Consider the following 16,946-nt stretch of genomic DNA (forward strand, 5'->3'; position numbering starts at 1 on the left):
ATGCTCTACAGAGGGCTCCGCACGGAGACCCATCGATGACCAGCCGCACCACCGAGATCACGCTTGAGCGCATCGCCCTGATCCGGCGGCTGGTCGTGGCCTGGGACCCGGTGGGGCAGGGGGCCCCGGTGATCCACCCGGATGCGCCCTATGGCAGCCTCGACCGCGACGGCGACATCGCCAACGTCACCGGCGACGATGAGGGCGCGGCGGAGGAGCATCGGGCGGTGGGCGAGGCGCTCGTCGCCTTCCTGCGCCATGCCGATCTCAAGCCCGGCCGCTACAGCTATCACAACCCGCTGACCAAGCTCGACCTGTCCCACGTCTCCGACGTGTTTCGCGATGAGGCAGCCGGCACCTCCCCCGAGCAGATCGTGTTCGAGATCGCCCCGCCGCACATCGCCCTGATCCGCCGCCTCGCCATGGGGTGGGACGAGGCCAGGGGCGTGCCGGCGGTCGACGCCGAGGCGCCTTACGGGCCCGGCGCCCTGGCGGAGGCGATGACCCGGGCGCTGGGCGGCGCGCCGGCCGGCGAGGTGGGTGGAGATCTTGCCCGGCTGCACCGGTCGATGCAGCCGGCGCTTCAGATCTTCCTGCGCAGCGCCGACATCGCGCCGGGCGATTACGAGGTCTGACGGCCTGTGCCGCCGCCGGTCAGGGGCTGAAGATCAGCGTCAGGTAGGCGAGGAAGACCACCAGGTGGACGGCGCCTTCCAGCACCGTCGTGCCCTGGCGCGAGAAGGTGATGACGCTGAGCAGCAGCGTCATGGCGAGCACCGCCATCTCGGCCGGGGCGAGGCCCAGCACCACCCGCTGGCCCGAGACGAGGCCGATCGCCAGCACCGCCGGCACGGTGAGGCCGACCGTCGAGGTCACGGCGCCGAGGCAGAGGTTGATCGCCCGCTGGAGCTGGTCGCGCCGGATCGCCTTGACGGCGCTGATGCCCTCCGGGGTGAAGACGATGGCCGCGATGATGACGCCGCCGAGCGCCGAGGGCGCGCCGAGCGCCTTGATGCCGTGGTCGAGGATCGTCGCCAGGCTCTTCGACAGCAGCACGATCGGCAGCAGGCTGACGACGAGAAGCCCGGCATGGCGCAGGATCGCGGCCCGTCCGGCATCCGGGTGAGGCGCCTTCGTCTCCACGACGGTGCCGGGCTCGACGAAATCGGTGAAGAAGTCGCTGTGCCGGCCGGTCTGGAGCAGCAGGAAGATGCCGTAGAGCACCACCGTCAGCACCGAGAACGCCACCGCCTGGAACGCCGTCAGCGAGCCGTCCGGAGTCGAGGTGGTGAAGTTCGGGATGATGAGCGCGATGGTGGTGAGCGGAATGATCGCCGCCAGATAGGCGCCGGCGCCGTCGAGATTGTAGTTCTGGCGGTGGTGGCGCAGTCCGCCGAGGATCAGACCGACGCCGACGAGGCCGTTCATCACGATCATGATGACGGCGAACATGGTGTCGCGCCCGAGGGTCGGGGCGGCCTTGGCTCCGAGCATCACGGCGGCCACCAGCGCCACCTCGATGATGACGATCGACAGCGTCAGGATCAGGGTGCCGTAGGGCTCGCCGAGACGGTCGGCCAGTTCCTCGGCCTCGTGCACCACGCCGAAGGCCGACCACAGGATGACGGAGAAGAGCCACACGAACAGCCCCGCCGCCACCAGCGGCGCGTCGAGCCCCCCGAGCCAGCCCCCACCGAACACCGCGAAGGCCGCCACCGTCGCCCACGCCACCGCCAACCGCACGACCATCATCGGCTTCACGGACCCTCCCTTCGCTTGCGCTGCCATAAGGGTAGTGCGGCAAGCGTGGGGGAAAAGGCGGATCAACCCCGATGGGCGAAGGTCCAGTACAGGTCGCGGGCCTGGCGGAACAGCGGGCCGGGCGCGAAGGTCCGGCCGTCGAGGGCGGTCACCGGCACCACCTTGGCGAAGTTGCCGACGGACAACACCTCGTCGGCTCCCATCAGGTCGTCGACCGTGAGGGTCTTTTCCACCACCGTGACCCCCGCCTCGCGCAGGAGCGCGATCACCCGCCCGCGGGTGATGCCGGCGAGGAACGTGCCGTTCGGCACCGGCGTGTAGACCACGCCGCCCTTGGCCATCAGCACGTTGGCGGTGGCGAATTCCGCGACATTGCCCAAAGCGTCGCGCATCAGGGCGTTGCCGAAGCCGCGCGAGGCGGCCTCGGCGATCGCCCGGGCGCTGTTGGGGTAGAGGCAGCCGGCCTTGGCGTCGAGGGGAGCGGCATCCGGCGTCGGGCGCCGGAACGGCGACAGGGTGGCGGTGAAGCCGGTCGGCGGCGGCATCGGCGCCTCGTAGAGGCACAGGCACCACTTGGTCGAGGCCGGATCGAACCGCACCGCGCCGCCTAGCCCCGCTTCGGCCCAGTACATCGGCCGGATGTAGAGCGCGGTGTCGGGCGCGAAGCGCCGGAGTCCGTCCCGGACCAGTTCGGCCCATCTGCCCTCCGCCACCACGGGTTCGAGGCCGAAGGCGGCGGCCGAGCGGTTGATCCGGGCAAGATGCAGGTCGAGGTCCGGGGTCACGCCCTCGAAGGCCCGGGCGCCGTCGAACACCGTCGAGGCGAGCCAGGCGGCATGGGTGCGCGGCCCCATCATCCGCACGTTGCCCGGGTGCCAGGCGCCCTCGAAATAGGTCCAGGTGTCGTTCGTCCCGCTCGTCCCGGCCATCCATCCGCTCCCGCTCGTCGTCCCCGCATGATGGCGCGGCCCGGCGCCGGCTGTCCACGCGACGCGGCCTTCGGGGGACGGGGAGGGGGCGTGTCCCCCATGCGGCCGCCTCGCCGCGTCGCGGCGCCGGCCTCGCCGGAATGCCGAGACGGGCGCAGCCCGGCGTCAGGCGACGTCGAAGTCGCCGGAGCGTTCGGCCAGCAATTCGAGGGTGCGGATCACCGCCATGCCGACGCGGTCGGCATCGAACATGCCGTCCTTGGTCGCCGGCTCGACGCCCACCGGGCCGATCTGCCCGTGGGGCGTGTCGATCACGACCTGGTACACGCCGCGCTGCGGACCGGAGCGGGCGCGGACCAGGGACACGGCGTGCGGGCCGACCTCGCCATATGTCTTGACGTATTGCACGGGACCGGCGGCGCGGGGCGCCTTCGTCTCGCCGGCCGTGGCCTTGGCTGCGCGCTGGAAATCCGGACGGATGACGTTGTCCATCTGCCTCTCCCGCTGAATGCCGTTCCGTGTGGCGTGGCGGCTTGTCGACCGGGTCGATCGTGCCGCCCAGCCCCGGCTGGGAGTCCGATCGGCCGCGCGCCCCGCCACGCTGCGTTTCCCCAACGATGTCCCGATCCTTGCCGAGCTTCACCGTGTGGTCCGGTATGGCATGGCCGGATTGCGGCCGCATTGCGCGGAATGTTGCGAGCGCCCGATGCGGCAGCGCCGCCCGGGGCGGGAGCCGGGGCGGCGAGACGGAACGGAGAGGGAGAGCGGAGCATGTCCGGGCCGTCGCCCGGACCCGTCATCAATCGTCGCGGTGGTGGCGGTGCTGGCCCGGATGGTGGCCGGCCCGCATCGGCCGGCTCAGCATCGCGGCGCGCTGCTTCTGCGCCGGGTCGAGGGTGGCGTAGAGCGGTTGCGAGGCGTCGGCAAGCTTGCGCAGGGCGTCCGACCGCGCCGCCAGAGCGTCGGCCCGGGCCCGGATCGCGTCCGGCGCAGCCTCCGTCACGGGATCGTGGTCGCGCCCGCGCCGGGCCTCGCGCTGGTCGCGCCGGACCTTGGCGAGGTTGCGCATCGCATCCTCGACCGGCGGCCACAGCTTCTCCTGGTCGGGGGTGAGCTTCAGGCCGGCATGCAGGGCCGCGACCCGTGCATCGGTGAAAGCCTGGATGTCCTCGGCGCTCAGGCGGTGGCGGCCCGGCATGTCGCCCGCATGGGCGAGCTGCATCGGCCGGGCCGCATCGGGCGCCTGCGCCAGGGCGGCGCCGAGCATCCCCGCGCTCAGGATCCCGGCCAGAGCCCCGATGGTGAGAGTGCGTTGCATGACACGGATCCTCGTGCGGCCACCCGTCGGGCCGTCGAGGAGGGAGACTAAGCGTGGCCGGATGGCCCGCATCTCGCCGGAGGATTACGGTTTCGTCACCCCGGGCCGGTCGGCGCCGGGGCTGCCGCCGCGCTCCGCGCGAGCACCGCCGCGCTGCCCGAAAGGCGACGCTGGAACCGCTTTTTTTCGTGATGGCGTGAGTGAAGATCCAGAACGCCGACCCCGCCACCGGAAAGGACCGGGAGAATCTCGGCGTCGCCAAGCTCGCCCGTGGCCAGGTTAGCGAGCACCCGGCGTTGCTGGCCGAGATCGAGAGTGATCGGAAGGACCGACGACGAGCGGCGCCCTCGGCCGCTAAGCAGGCTTGCGTTGGCGGGCCAACGCTTCGCCCGCTTAGGGTCTTGTTTTGTCGTAGATTTTTATCGCCGGACCGGTAACCACTTCGGCGAAATCTGCTTAGGGTCGGGGACGCCTCTCCTGTGCGCGCCGGTCATGGTACCGACGGCGTCCGATGCTGAATGACGGGAGCGCCAAGTCCCACCCGGCGTTCCCGTCCCTTCGTTCCTTATCCCTCGGCTCCACCGCCGATCATCCGCTGCATCTGGGAGAGCTGCGCGATGTGCAGCCGGATCAGCGGCAGGGCCCCGCGGGCGATGCGGCGCAGGGCCGGATCCTCGCCGCTCTGGGCGTAGCCGCCGTGGATCGTCATCGCCTCCCGGTGGCCCTGGAGCGAGGCGTCGAGGAAGGCCGCATCGTAGCGCGGACCACCCGTCATGCCGGAAAGCTGCGCCTGGATCTGCGCTTTCTGCTCGTCCGAGGTCATGCCCCCGGGAGCCCCCAGCACGGCCCCGACCGTGCCGGCCGCCGCGCCCGCCACGCCGCCCGCGACCGCCAGAGGCGCCGCGACCAGGCCGCCGACGAACCCGCCGGGGCCCGGCTGGCCCCCGCCGACCGGAACCGCGACGGTGCCGCCGGTCACCCGATCGATCATGTCGGCAAGGTTGACCTGCTCGGTCACCTCCGCCCGCGCGAACCGCTTGACCCGCGGGTTGCCGGTCTTGGCGAAGGCGTCGCGCGCGGTGGCCTCGAGGAAGAGGCCGCCCCTGGTGGCCATTGCCAGGTAGAGGGGCGTCGGCATGGCACCGGCCGGTGTCGGTTGCGCCACGGCGGTGCGGGTGACCGCGAGGGCCGCCGTGGCGGAAAGCAGGCTGACCAGGACGTCGCGACGGTGCATGGCTGTGGCTCCGGTGGAGGGCGCGCATCCCGGCGCTTGCCGCCCATGATGCTCCAGGGGAGTAATTTCCCTGCCCGGCCGGCGTTCCGCCGCGCGGCCTCCCGGCTCGTTGCCGCGGCACTATCGCGCAGGCCCGGCGCCCGCCTCAGGCTTGCCGGGGCCAGGGCTCCGGCTGCTGGGGCCGGGTCCAGCGCCGCCACGGGCGGCTCAGCAGGAGGAAGGCCAGCACCACGCCGGCGGCGTACCAGGCGTGCAGGCTCTCGTAGCCGCCCTCCGGCGTCCAGGCGAAGCCGCCCAGGAACACATAGGAGACGGCCGCCGCCAGGGTGCGGAAGGTGAGCAGCCAAGGATGCTGGAGCAGCGGGTCGTCGGTGACGATCGCGAGCCCGAGCCCGGTCAGGGCGAAGAGCAGGCCGCCCAGCGGCAAGCCGAGGAACAGCGAGAGCACGGCGCGCAGGAAGAGCCCCGGCCAGTCACGGCGGCGGCGGGCGGGCGCGGAGGCGTCGGTCACGGTCGTGTGCGGCATGCGGCTTTCGGCGCTGGCGGGCCGCGCGACGGCGCGGCCTCGACGGGACAAGCGTCCAGCGTGTAGCGCAAACCGTGTCGGTCGCTCCAGGGTGTCGCGCGGTCAGGCGGTCGGGTTCGGTGCGGTCCTGCCCCGCCGCGGCTGCCGGCGCGTGTCCCGGTCGAGCCTGACCGTCACGCCGATCCAGCGCACCCCGCCGACCGGCGTCAGGTCCTGGTCGGTGCTGGAGACCACCTCGGCGAGCAGGGACGCGGTGTCGGTGAAGCGCTTGCCCCCGACCGCATCGTCATCATCGACAACCGGCTCGGGCTGATCGGCGCCATTCCGTTCCATCTCCGCCAGGATGGGTCGGGGCCAGGGGAACTCGATGCCGGGCCGCTGGACGGCGGAGAGGCTGTCGTGATGGTCGCGGAGCGCGGCATTGAGCAGGGTCTGGAGGTTCGTCGCGATGACGTTGTGCTCCATCAGGCGCAGCGTCATCATGACCGGAACCCCTCGATCGATTCCCAGCGCTCGTCGTCCGGCCGCTCCGCCTGGAAGGCGCGGAATTCCGTCCCCGAATGCGGGATGCGTGCGCGACCGCCGCGAGAGGCATGGCTCCGCTCGGTCCTGACGACGGGCGCAGGACATCACGTCGTGCCCGCAAGGTCGTTCCCAGCGGCGGCGCCGCCGCCCCGCTCAGGTCTCCAGCTCGCTGTCCCAGTACAGGTAGTCGATCCAGGTGTGGTGGTACTGGCGGTGGTCGAATTCCGGCTGGCGGCGGTGCAGCTCGTGGCGGCTCGGCCGGCGCGGCTCGTTGAGGAGGGGCATCTCGGCCTCCTCGGGGGTGCGGTTGGCCTTGCGCAGGTTGCACGGGCTGCACGCGGCGACCACGTTCTCCCAGCTCGACAGGCCGCCGCGGGAGCGCGGCACCACGTGGTCGAAGGTCAGGCCGCCCGAGGGCAGGCGCAGACCACAATACTGGCACGAGAACGTGTCGCGCAGGTAGATGTTGTAGCGCGTGAAGGCGGGGCTGCGCGCCATGGCGACGTAGCTCTTGAGCGCCACCACGCTGGGCACCCGCAGCGAGCGGCTGGGGGAGCGGGCCTCGACGTCGTAGCTCGCCACCAGGGTGACACGGTCGAGGAACAGGGCCGTGAACGCATCCTTCCACGACCACAGCGACAGCGGGTTGTACGAGAGCGGCCGGTAATCCGCGTTGAGCACGAGGGTTTGAAGATCCAGCATCATCCTGCCCTGGCGACGGGCCGACCACCGCGAGGGGAGCCGGCGCCATGCCGGTCCTCGCGTCGCTCGCCGGGAGAGGAGATGGGGACCATCGCCTATCCTCCGAGCCGGTCGGGGAGAGTGGGGAGACACGGCGGATGCCCGCCACGGCCGCTCGGGGAGCGGACGCCGTGGGGCCTGGCCGGGATGCGATCCGGGCGCCGTCTGGGCTGCCGATGAGGGGCGATCACCGACATCCTCCCGCAGCAGAACGAAAAGGCCGTGTCCATTGAGGCTTAGTCTAATAGCAGCATGACAGGGTTGTGAAGGTTCCGCTCCGGGGCGTCTCGTCACGCCTCACGCGCCATCGCCGCCCACAGGCCGCCGCCGCCGCTGGGACGGCCCTCCGGCGGCCCGGGTGGGACCCGCGTCTTCCGCGGTTCCGGCCCGGCAGCCGCGTCGAGCGGGCGCCGCCCGACACCGATTTTCGCCCCATTGATCCGCGATGCCGCGCCCGGCGCGTGGCCTCCCGTCCGGTTTGCGCTGCCGGGTGGGTGACCTAGGTAGAGGGCTCGAACCGACCCCGTCGCGCGGACCGGCCGGCCCTCTCATCGGCCCTCTGGCCGGTCGTGGCGGGACGACCGGCCAGAGGGCCGATGAGAGGGCCGGCCGGTCCGGGCCGCCGGGAGGCGCGCCCGGCCTGCGGGTGAGAAGGAGTGTGCATGAGACAGCTTCGCCGATGGACGATCGCCCTGGCGGCGGTGCTGCTGAGCCCCGGGCTCGCGGCGGCGCAGGGACACGTGGCGAAGCCGGAGCGGGCCATCGTCGCGCAGGCGCCGGCCGGCAAGGCGGATGCGGTCAAGGGAGAGGCGAAGCCCGCCGCCCAGCCCGCCGCCACACCGGCCGAGGCGCCCAAGGACGCACCCAAGGACACATCCAAGGACGCCCCGAAGCCGCCGCCGCAGACCCCGATCTCCGAGCAGATCAAGCAGATCCGCGCCCAGCTCGACGCCGAGAAGGCCGACCTCGACCAGCGCGAGCAGGCCCTGACCCACCGCGAGCTGAACAAGGACGACCTCGCCCTCCTGCGCGAGGGCATCCCGCCGGTGGCCGATCGCCTGCGGCAGGTCGTCGAGCAACTCGGCCCCCGGCTCGACGCCGCCAAGGAGCGCCTGACCCAGCTCGGCCCGAAGCCGAAGGAACCCGAGGGCGCCGACGTGGCCCAGGAACGGGCCCAGCGCGAGGCCGGCGTCGCCGAAATCGACGACACCCTGCGGCTGGCCCGGTCGCTCCTGGTCCAGAGCGACCAGATCACCGACCAGATCAGCAACCGCCGCCGTGCCGCCTTCACCCGCGCCCTGTTCGAGCGCACCGACGGCCTGGTGAGTCCGAACCTGTGGCTGCGCGCCACCAGCGATTACGGCCGCGACCTACGGGCGCTGAAATCCTCCCTCGACGACTCGATCACCCAGGTCCAGCGCCGGGGCACGGCGCTCACCCTGTCCCTGCTCGCGCTGGCGATCGGCGTCTCGATGGCGCTCTATGTCGGGCGCCGGCACATCGCTCCGCGGGTCGGGCACCGTTCGTCCAAGACCGCGCAACCGACCCGCTACGCCAAGGTGCTGGCGGCCTGGCGGGTCTTTCTCGTCGGCGCGGTGCCGGCGGTGCTCGGCAGCTTCCTCGTCGGCTACACCCTCGACGTCACCGAGCTGTTGCCGGCGCGCCTGCTGCCGGCCGTCCACCGGATCGTCGCGTCGCTCGCCTTCGTGGCGGTGGTCGAGGCGATGGCCGATGCCCTGCTCTCACCCGACCGCCCGGCCTGGCGCCTCGTCGCGATGACCGACGCCACCGCGGAGCGGCTGAACCGTCTCATCGTCGCCATCGCGTCGGTGATCGCGGTCGGCCGCAGCATCGAGGGTCTGAACGAGGGCATCTCGCTCAGCCTGCCGATCACCATCGCGACCAAGGGGGTGTTCGCGGCCGTCGTCGCGGTGGTGATGGCCGAGGGCCTGCGCCGCTTCGCCGCCCGGGCCGAGGAGGCCGACGAGGCTTGCCTCGGTCCCTACATCGCCGCGGAATCCCATTCCGGAATCGGCGGTCCCCTGCGGATCCTCGGCTGGATCGTGGTGGCGGCGATCGGCGCCTCGGCCCTCGTCGGCTACATCGCCCTGTCGTCGTTCCTGATCGATCAGCTGATGTGGACCGCGATCGCCGCGGCGATGCTCTACCTGGCGATCGCGAGCGTCGACGCGGTCGTCAGCTCGGCCCTCCAGGAAGAGTCCCGCATCGCCACGGCGCTCCAGGCCAATACCGGGCTGCGCAAGCGCTCGCTCAACCAGATCGCGGTGCTGATCTCGGGCGCCGTCCGGGTGCTGCTGCTCACCGCCGCCGGGGTGCTGCTGCTCGCCTCGTGGGGCGTCGATTCGACCGACCTCTTCACCTGGGCGCAAGCGGCGTTCTTCGGCTTCACGGTCGGCGGGGTGACGATCTCGCTCTCCACCATCGCCATCGCCATCGGGCTGTTCACCCTCGGCCTCGTCGTCACCAAGACGATCCAGCGCTGGCTCGAGAACACCTACCTGCCGGCCACCGACCTCGACCCGGGGCTGCGCAACTCGATCTCGACGGTGAGCGGCTATGTCGGCTTCCTGCTCACCCTGGCGCTCGCCTTCTCGTATCTGGGCCTGAGCCTGGAAAAGCTCACCATCGTCGCCGGCGCCCTGTCGGTCGGTATCGGCTTCGGCCTGCAATCGATCGTCAACAACTTCGTCTCCGGCCTGCTGCTGCTCTGGGAGCGGCCGATCCGGGTCGGCGACCTCGTGGTGATCGGCGACAACGAGGGCTATGTCCGGCGCATCAGCGTGCGCTCGACCGAGATCCAGACCTTCGACCGCTCCTCGGTCATCGTGCCGAATTCGAATCTGATCTCCGGCGTGGTGAAGAACCGGGTGCGGGGCGATCGCACCGGCCGGGTCACCATCACGGTCAGCGTCCTGCGCAACCAGGATCCGGTCCGCGCCGCCGAGCTGATTGCCGGCTGTGCCAAGGCGCATCCGGACGTGCTGAAGGAGCCGCCGCCCCGGGTGGTGTTCCGCAAGATCGGCGATCCCTTCCTCGAATTCGAGCTGATCGCGATGATCGCCGATGTCGGCTCGCAGCTGAAGGTGCAGAGCGACCTCAACTTTGCGGTGTTCAAGATCTTGTCGGACGAGGGTCTCATCCCCACTCTCGGACCTGGTGCGAGCATCGTCACGGTCCAGGGGCTGGACGCGATGCAGGACGCCATGGGGCAGATCGCCCGCATGACGAATCCTGCCGCCTTCCGCCCCGAGACCCGAAGCGAGGCCCGCGTCGAGCCCGAGGCCGAGCGTCGCCGAACCCCCGAGACCGTGCCGTGACCCCCCCTCCCGCCGCGCCCGAGCCTATCGGCATCAAGCGCCCCGCCCTCCGGCGTGTCGCTCTCCTGGTCCTTCCGCTCGCCCTCGCCGCCTGCTCGGCGAGCGAGGCGACGCGGGGTTCGACCGGGGCGGCGGGACCGAGCCTGTACTGGCCGATGGCGGCGACGGGCGCGCAGATCGACGCCAGCGCGGCCCGCGACATGATCGCCACCTATCGCCGCAACAAGGGTCTGCCGCCGCTCGCCCTCGATCCCGGTCTCCAGCGCCTCGCCGAGACCGAAACCGCCGCCATGGCCGCCGCCGGCCGCCCGAGCCAGGCCGACATCGTCAAGACGGTGGCCGCCCGGATGGGCTTCCCGGAGCCAGCCGCCAACCTCTCGGCCGGCTACCACACGCTCGCGGAGGCGTTTTCGGGATGGCGCGACAGTCCGTCCCACAATGCCGTGATGCTCGACCCGACGGCGACCCGGATGGGCATCGCAACGGCCTATGCGCCGGGATCGAAGTACAAGGTGTATTGGGCGTTGCTGGTGGCGAAGTAGCGGCGCTGTCCGCACAGGCCAGCCTGGAGCAGGGCGCATCCGCCCGCGGTGGTTCCTGTCCGGGGGCGTGTTCCCTGCGCCCGAGGTTCCGGCGTGGGCGACCGGGAGCGATGCGGGCGTTTAAGGACCAGTTCAGTACATAAGCAGGCGGGTGGTTCTGCAACGAGGTGTGTCGCGGTATGCCATGTTCCCCAATGGAGGGACGACGTGTGGCCCCGCAGCCTGGTTACCGCGATACGGTCTGGGACGATTACGAGACCGAGGAGCCGAACCGCGACACCCGCCGTATGCACCCAGCCCTGCCCATCGGCATCGCGCTCTTCGTCGTCGTCGGCGCCATCCTGGCGATGTCGTGGCTTTAAGCTGCTTGCAACCCAGAGATTCGCCGGCATTCCGGCGAGCCTCTGACGCGATGAACCTCCGCTGAAATGTCACACCGGTCTCGAATCACGGACGGACCTTGTCGCGCGGCCGAGATCATGCGCCTCATCCGGCAGGAGTGCGACGTTGATCCGTCAGGCTCGGACAGCCGATGCTCCGGGACGGCACGCCGGGCGTGGCGGGTCGTCTCCCGGCCCGGCTCACGGGAAACCGCTGCCCCGCGGTGTCGGCGGCGCCTCGTTCAGCAGCGTCACCGTCACCCGGCGGTTCGCCGGCAGGTAGGGGTTGTCGGGAAACAGCGGCTCCGTATCCGCCTTGCCGGAGACCGCGGCGAAGCGGTCGGCGGGCAGGCCGCTGCCGGCCAGGATCTCCCGCACGGTGACCGCGCGGCCGGCGGACAGCTCCCAGGGCGGCGCGGCGGGGCGGCGCCCGGGACGGTCGGCGGCGGTGTAGCCGGTCACCGCGATGCGGTTCGGCAGCCGGCGCAAGGTCGGGACGATCCGCTCCAGCACCTGCCGGGTGCGGTCGTTCGGCCGGGTCGAGCCCTCCGGGAACATCGAGCGGTTGTCCTGGTCGACGAGCGAGATGTCGAGGCCCCGCGCCGTCACCTCGATCACGATGCTCTTCGACAGTTCCGCGATCTCCGGCAGGTCCTGCAACGCCTGCCGCAGCGAGGTCATGGCGAGGCCGAAGCCCTCCTTGTAGGCGTTGTGCTGGATCCCGTCGGCCAGGACCTCGTCCGGGGTCGGCGGCTCGACGCGGTCGGAGGACTTTTCCGGCGGGATGTCGCGGGTGTCGCGCAGCTTGGTGGAGGAGGGCAGGCCGTTCTTCTCGATGATGCCGTTGAAGCGTGATTCCCGGTTCGTGCCGAAGGCATCGCGCATCGAGCCCGCCACCGCCTGGAGCTTCTTCTGGTCCTGGGTCGAGTAGGCGGCGATCATGACGAAGAAGCTCATCAACAGCGCCATCAGGTCCGCGAAGGTCACGAACCAGCCGTGGCCGCCATGGGCCCCGCGCTTCTTTCTAGCCACCGCTCAGGTCTCCTCGAAGGGCGCGCGCTCGAAGCCGGCACTCGCTCGCGCCGCTGCCACGGCCCGGTCCTCACGGTGCCCCGGTCCGCCTCGGCGGCCGTCTCGTCACGATGGGTCAGGCTGCCTCGGCGGCGATTTCGTCATGGTGCGTCAGGCCGCCTCGGCGGCGATTTCGTCACGGTGCGTCAGGCCGCCTCGGCGGCCATTTCGTCACGGTGATTGTGGGGCAGGTAGGCGATCAGCATCTCGCGCACCAGCGAGGCGCTCTTTGAATCGCGGATCAGCAGCACCCCGTCGATGATGAGCGTGCGGGACACGTCCTCCTCCTCAAGCTTGACGTGCAGCTTGTCGGCGATCGGCAGGGTGATCATGTTGGCGATGAGCGCGCCGTAGAGCGTGGCGAGCAGGGCGGTCGCCATGGCGGGGCCGAGCTTCGAGGGGTCGGACATGTTGGCGAACATCGTCACCATGCCGAGAATCGTGCCGATCATGCCCCAGGCCGGGGCGCAGTCGCCGAAGGCGCGGTAGACCTTCGAGCCTTCGTCGAGATGCATCAGGAAGTTGTCGCGATCGCGTTCCATCGTGTCGCGGATGAACTCGCGGTCATAGCCGTCGGCGATGTAGCGCATGCCCTGGGCCAGGAACGGGTCCGAGATCTCGAGGTTCTCGATCGCCATCGGACCCTGGCGCTTCACCACGTCGGCGACCTTGGTGATCTCGTCGATCAGCTCGCGCGGGCGCACCGCCCGCATGTTGAAGGCGTAGCGCAGGCCCATCGGCACGCCGTGGACGATGACCGAGAACGGGAAGCGCAGCATGGTGGCGGCGGTGGCGCCGCCGAAGATCACGATCACCGCGTGCTTGTCGAAATAGGCGGCGAAGTTGCCGCCATCGATCATGATGAGCACGATCACGACCGCGATGCCGCCGACGAGGCCGGCGCCGGTTGCGATATCCATCTGAGCTCGGCCCCTTCATGCACCGTCGCGCGGCCCCGCGGCTGCGGGGCCGTCATCGGACGTCGCGTGTGTCCTATCCCGGAGATTACGGGCAACAGGCTCAACGAACGGTAAAAATGCCGCTCCGCAGGCGGGCATCGTCATGCGCCGTTCAGCGAGCCTCGGCCATACCGGTGAGCATGCGATCGAACGGCCGCCACAACAGGCCGCGCGCGGGGCAGGCGGCGGGCAAGCGCCCGGGCCGCGTCACAAGGCCATCTCATCGGGATTCACCGTCCATGCGGTTGATCAGGCTCTACGTTCGGGTCATGGGCCAGCTCGGGCCCGATCTGCGCCTCGGGGCGCTTCTGGCCGCCGCCAACGTCGCCCTGGCGGTGGCGGCCTTCGCCGAGCCGGTCTTGTTCGGCCGCATCATCGACCGCCTCACCCACATGCCCGCCGGGGGCGCGGGCACCTCGGGCCTGCTCGGCCTCGTCGCCCTCTGGGTGGCGTTCGGGCTGTTCTCGATCGGCGCCGGGGTGCTGATCGCCCTCCATGCCGACCGGCTCACCCATCGCAGCCGGTTGTCGGCGATGGCGAACTACTTCGAGCACGTCCTCGACCTGCCGCTCGCCTTCCACTCGGCCAACCATTCCGGCCGGGTGCTGAAGGCGATGCTGGAGGGCACGAGCGGCATGGCGGCGACCTGGCTCGGCTTCTTCCGCGATCATTGCGCCGCGCTCGTCTCCCTGGTCGTGCTCCTGCCGATGACGCTGTTTCTCAACTGGCAGCTCGGCTCGATCCTGGTCGCCCTGATGGTGGTGTTCACCGCGCTCACCACCTTCGTCCTGCGCCGCACCGAGACCCTGCAAGGCAAGGTCGAGGCGTATCATTCGGGCCTTGCGGCCCATGCCTCGGACGCGCTCGGCAACGTCGCGGTGATCCAGTCCTTCACCCGCGCCAAGGCCGAGAAGGAGGCGATGCACGGCATCATCCGCGACCTTCTCGCCGCCCAGATCCCGGTCCTGTCCTGGTGGGCGCTCGCCTCCATGGCCACCCGCGCCTCGGCGACCCTGACGATGACGGCGATCTTCGTCACCGGCATCGTGCTGCACGGCCACGGCCTCGCGACGGTCGGCGACGTGGTCTCGTTCATGAGCCTCGCCACGATGCTGGTCACCCGGCTCGACCAGGTCGTCGCCTTCGTCAACAGCCTGTTCCTGCAAGCGCCCAAGATGCAGGAATTCTTCGAGATCCTCGACACCATGCCGGCCGTCCACGACCGGCCCGGCGCTAGGTCAGTGGCGCGGCTGTCCGGCGACGTGTCGTTCGAGGACGTGCGCTTCTCCTATGACGGCCGCCGCCCGGCCCTCGACGGGGTGTCGTTCACGGCCCATGCCGGCGAGACGGTGGCGCTCGTCGGCACCACCGGCTCCGGCAAGTCGACGACGCTGGGGCTTCTGCACCGCGCCTTCGACCCGGATGCCGGCACGATCCGCATCGACGGCGAGGATCTTCGCGACATCGGCCTCTCCTCCTTGCGCCACAACATCGGCGTGGTGTTCCAGGAGCCGATGCTGTTCGCCCGCTCGATCCGCGAGAACCTCCAGGTTGGCCGGCCCGACGCCACCGATGCCGAGATGCTCGATGCGCTGGAGCGGGCCCAGGCGTCGGAATTCATGGCGCGCCAGCCCGACGGGCTCGACACGGTCATCGGCGAGCGCGGCCGGTCGCTGTCGGGCGGCGAGCGCCAGCGGCTCTCGATCGCCCGGGCGCTCCTGAAGAACCCGCCCGTCCTGATCCTCGACGAGGCGACGAGCGCGCTCGACGCCGCCACCGAGCGCAAGCTCCAGGGCGCCCTGGAGGCGGTGATGGAGGGGCGCACCACCTTCGTGATCGCCCATCGCCTGTCGACCATCCGCGACGCCGACCGCATCCTGGTCTTCCACGAGGGCCGGATCGTCGAGAGCGGCACCTTCGACGAGCTGGTCGCCCAGGACGGCCGCTTCGCCGACCTCGCCCGGGCCCAGTTCATGGCGGCCGAGCCGCAGACGGGCGAATACGCCCTGGCGGCGTGACGACAGGCGCTCCGAGGAGCAGGCGAGAGCCTGCCCCTTCTCGCATTGGTTGTTCGAAGGGGTGGGAATTCATTTCCTTCCGGCCGGACTGCTGGTGGGGCCGGCACCCTCCCTCGTCGTTCCGGTCTTCCGCCTCCGCGGTCCCGGAATGGCCAGGAGGCTGGCACGCTGTCGAGGGTGAGCGAGGACCGGGAGGGATGAACCCGTCCGGTGGCGCACTCGCCGGTCGTCCCGTGCATCTCTGCCGGTCGCTGGCCCGGGCGACGGCTGGCCTGCGGTCAAAACCCTGTTCGGCTTGACCGCGTGCAGGTCGGTTCTCGACACTGAGCGGACGGTGCCGTCTCGGCCACCTCAGCAGACTTGCGTTGGCAGGCCAATGCGTCGCCCGCTTAGGGTCTTGTTGCATCGCAGATTTTACCCGTCGACCCGGTGACCCCTCCGGCGAAATCTGCTTAGATGTCTCGTCCCTGGTCGATGTCGGGTGCGTCGGGTCGTGGAGCCCGGACCCGCTGCAAGAGACGGCCGTCGATGGCGGCGAGACCGCATCCGATGAAGACCATCCCGAGAGAGTGCCGCACATCAAGACGCTCGCCCAACACGAGCGCACCGAGCAGGATGGCCGAGATCGGGATCAGGAAGGTGACGAGAAGGAGGTTGGTTGCCCCTGCGGTCGCCAGGATGCGGAAGTAGAGCACATAGGCAAGCGCCGTCGACAAGGCTGCGATTCCCAGGACAGCACCCCACACCGACGCGCCCGGAACGGGCAAGGTCCAGGGCCGATCCACGACGAGGGCGACGGGCAGCAGCATGAGCGTGGACGCCGTCACCTGCCCTGCGGCCGTCGCGAGGGGCGGAACGCCCATGCGCCGGAAGCGCCGCCCGAAGATGCCGGCAAAGGCGTAGGACAAGGCCGCTCCGAGGACGGCGACTTGCGCCAAGAGGTCGGCACCGAGGCCAGCGAGCACGACAGGCCCGACCATCACGGCGACGCCAGCAAGACCGACGAGTACACCGACGAGACGATTGCCGGTCATCGTCTCGTCCGAGGTGAGCATGTGCGCAGCGACCACGGTGAAGAGCGGCGTGGTCGCGTTCAGGATGGCGGCGAGCCCGGAGACGATATGGGTCTGGCCCCACACGATGAGGCAGAAGGGCACCGCGTTGTTGAGCAGGCCCATGCCGAAGAAGGCGGCCCAGACCCGAGCCTCGCGCGGCATCCTGAGACCCAGCAGGGGGACGAGGGCGTTCAGAATCACCGCGGCAAGCCCGACGCGCAGGACGACGAGTGTGAATGGCGGCAGGGCGGAGAGCGCCACGCCTGTGAAGAAGAACGATCCACCCCAGAGGACGGAAAGGCTCAGGAGCATCGCCCATTCGGGCGCGGACATCGTGCGGTTGACGGCAGGTGGCATCACGGATCTCTCGCTGGCTCAACCCGTCCTACGCGGTCGCCAGGGTGACGTGCTTCCCGTTTCCTGCCCTCGAATGTCCGTCTCCTTTCCACCTCGACCGGTGCTCCACCCACGGCAGCCCCTCATGCGGTCACGCTGATCGGGTCTCGACCCTAAGTCCGTCGGTCGCGGCCGACGGACTTAGGGTCGAGA

At 70.4% G+C, this 16,946-nt stretch carries 16 protein-coding genes; 5 read left to right on the plus strand and 11 right to left on the minus strand.

Features of this window, described 5'->3' with window-relative positions:
• Positions 1 to 35: 35 nt before the first annotated feature.
• Positions 36 to 635, plus strand: a complete 600-nt coding sequence (locus VP06_RS27460; protein WP_048466987.1) for a hypothetical protein — start codon at positions 36 to 38, stop codon at positions 633 to 635.
• A gap of 19 nt (positions 636 to 654) precedes the next feature.
• On the opposite strand, the gene VP06_RS27465 is transcribed toward VP06_RS27460, so the two are convergent.
• From VP06_RS27465 to VP06_RS27500, 8 genes are all read right to left on the minus strand, one after another.
• A complete protein-coding gene (locus VP06_RS27465; RefSeq protein WP_048466995.1) occupies positions 655 to 1,752 on the minus strand; it encodes a calcium:cation antiporter in 1,098 nt (365 codons plus the stop codon).
• Between the two features lie 71 nt (positions 1,753 to 1,823).
• Positions 1,824 to 2,690 (minus strand): branched-chain amino acid aminotransferase, encoded by an 867-nt coding sequence (locus tag VP06_RS27470; protein ID WP_048466988.1) that lies wholly within the window; start codon positions 2,688 to 2,690, stop codon positions 1,824 to 1,826.
• A 165-nt stretch (positions 2,691 to 2,855) separates the two neighbouring features.
• On the minus strand, positions 2,856 to 3,182 hold the full coding sequence (locus tag VP06_RS27475; protein WP_053082062.1) for a hypothetical protein: 327 nt from the start codon (positions 3,180 to 3,182) through the stop codon (positions 2,856 to 2,858).
• Positions 3,183 to 3,489: 307 nt separating this feature from the next.
• Entirely contained in the window at positions 3,490 to 4,008 is a 519-nt protein-coding gene (locus VP06_RS27480) for a Spy/CpxP family protein refolding chaperone (protein WP_053082063.1), read from the minus strand.
• Positions 4,009 to 4,573: 565 nt separating this feature from the next.
• Positions 4,574 to 5,242: a DUF4142 domain-containing protein gene (locus tag VP06_RS27485; protein WP_048466989.1), complete on the minus strand. Its 669-nt coding sequence runs from the start codon at positions 5,240 to 5,242 to the stop codon at positions 4,574 to 4,576.
• Positions 5,243 to 5,387: 145 nt separating this feature from the next.
• Positions 5,388 to 5,768 carry a hypothetical protein gene (locus VP06_RS27490; protein ID WP_245291334.1) on the minus strand — a complete coding sequence of 127 codons (381 nt, stop codon included), beginning with the start codon at positions 5,766 to 5,768 and terminating at the stop codon, positions 5,388 to 5,390.
• A 102-nt stretch (positions 5,769 to 5,870) separates the two neighbouring features.
• Positions 5,871 to 6,251 carry a hypothetical protein gene (locus tag VP06_RS27495; protein ID WP_053082064.1) on the minus strand — a complete coding sequence of 127 codons (381 nt, stop codon included), beginning with the start codon at positions 6,249 to 6,251 and terminating at the stop codon, positions 5,871 to 5,873.
• Between the two features lie 195 nt (positions 6,252 to 6,446).
• On the minus strand, positions 6,447 to 6,995 hold the full coding sequence (locus tag VP06_RS27500; RefSeq protein ID WP_048431169.1) for an HNH endonuclease: 549 nt from the start codon (positions 6,993 to 6,995) through the stop codon (positions 6,447 to 6,449).
• Positions 6,996 to 7,696: 701 nt separating this feature from the next.
• On the opposite strand from VP06_RS27500, the gene VP06_RS27505 reads away from it, so the two are divergent.
• From VP06_RS27505 to VP06_RS36755, 3 genes are all read left to right on the plus strand, one after another.
• Positions 7,697 to 10,372, plus strand: a complete 2,676-nt coding sequence (locus VP06_RS27505) for a DUF3772 domain-containing protein (RefSeq protein WP_048466990.1) — start codon at positions 7,697 to 7,699, stop codon at positions 10,370 to 10,372.
• A gap of 32 nt (positions 10,373 to 10,404) precedes the next feature.
• The gene (locus VP06_RS27510) at positions 10,405 to 10,914 is read left to right on the plus strand and encodes a CAP domain-containing protein (protein ID WP_425350955.1); all 510 of its coding nucleotides are present in this window, start codon (positions 10,405 to 10,407) and stop codon (positions 10,912 to 10,914) included.
• Between the two features lie 209 nt (positions 10,915 to 11,123).
• Complete coding sequence (locus VP06_RS36755) at positions 11,124 to 11,276, plus strand: hypothetical protein (RefSeq protein WP_156295807.1); 153 nt, start codon at positions 11,124 to 11,126, stop codon at positions 11,274 to 11,276.
• Positions 11,277 to 11,495: 219 nt separating this feature from the next.
• Here the strand turns inward: VP06_RS36755 and VP06_RS27515 are convergent, their stop codons facing one another.
• Both VP06_RS27515 and VP06_RS27520 read right to left on the minus strand, forming a co-directional pair.
• Positions 11,496 to 12,326 carry an OmpA/MotB family protein gene (locus VP06_RS27515; RefSeq protein WP_048466991.1) on the minus strand — a complete coding sequence of 277 codons (831 nt, stop codon included), beginning with the start codon at positions 12,324 to 12,326 and terminating at the stop codon, positions 11,496 to 11,498.
• A gap of 185 nt (positions 12,327 to 12,511) precedes the next feature.
• Positions 12,512 to 13,285 carry a motility protein A gene (locus tag VP06_RS27520; RefSeq protein ID WP_048466992.1) on the minus strand — a complete coding sequence of 258 codons (774 nt, stop codon included), beginning with the start codon at positions 13,283 to 13,285 and terminating at the stop codon, positions 12,512 to 12,514.
• A gap of 278 nt (positions 13,286 to 13,563) precedes the next feature.
• Here VP06_RS27520 and VP06_RS27525 point away from each other — a divergent pair, with 278 nt between their 5' ends.
• Complete coding sequence (locus tag VP06_RS27525) at positions 13,564 to 15,342, plus strand: glucan ABC transporter ATP-binding protein/ permease (RefSeq protein WP_048466993.1); 1,779 nt, start codon at positions 13,564 to 13,566, stop codon at positions 15,340 to 15,342.
• A gap of 452 nt (positions 15,343 to 15,794) precedes the next feature.
• On the opposite strand, the gene VP06_RS27530 is transcribed toward VP06_RS27525, so the two are convergent.
• On the minus strand, positions 15,795 to 16,754 hold the full coding sequence (locus VP06_RS27530; RefSeq protein ID WP_048466994.1) for a DMT family transporter: 960 nt from the start codon (positions 16,752 to 16,754) through the stop codon (positions 15,795 to 15,797).
• Positions 16,755 to 16,946: the final 192 nt, after the last annotated feature.

This window comes from Methylobacterium aquaticum, assembly GCF_001043915.1.
In the GTDB taxonomy this organism is placed as follows: domain Bacteria; phylum Pseudomonadota; class Alphaproteobacteria; order Rhizobiales; family Beijerinckiaceae; genus Methylobacterium; species Methylobacterium aquaticum.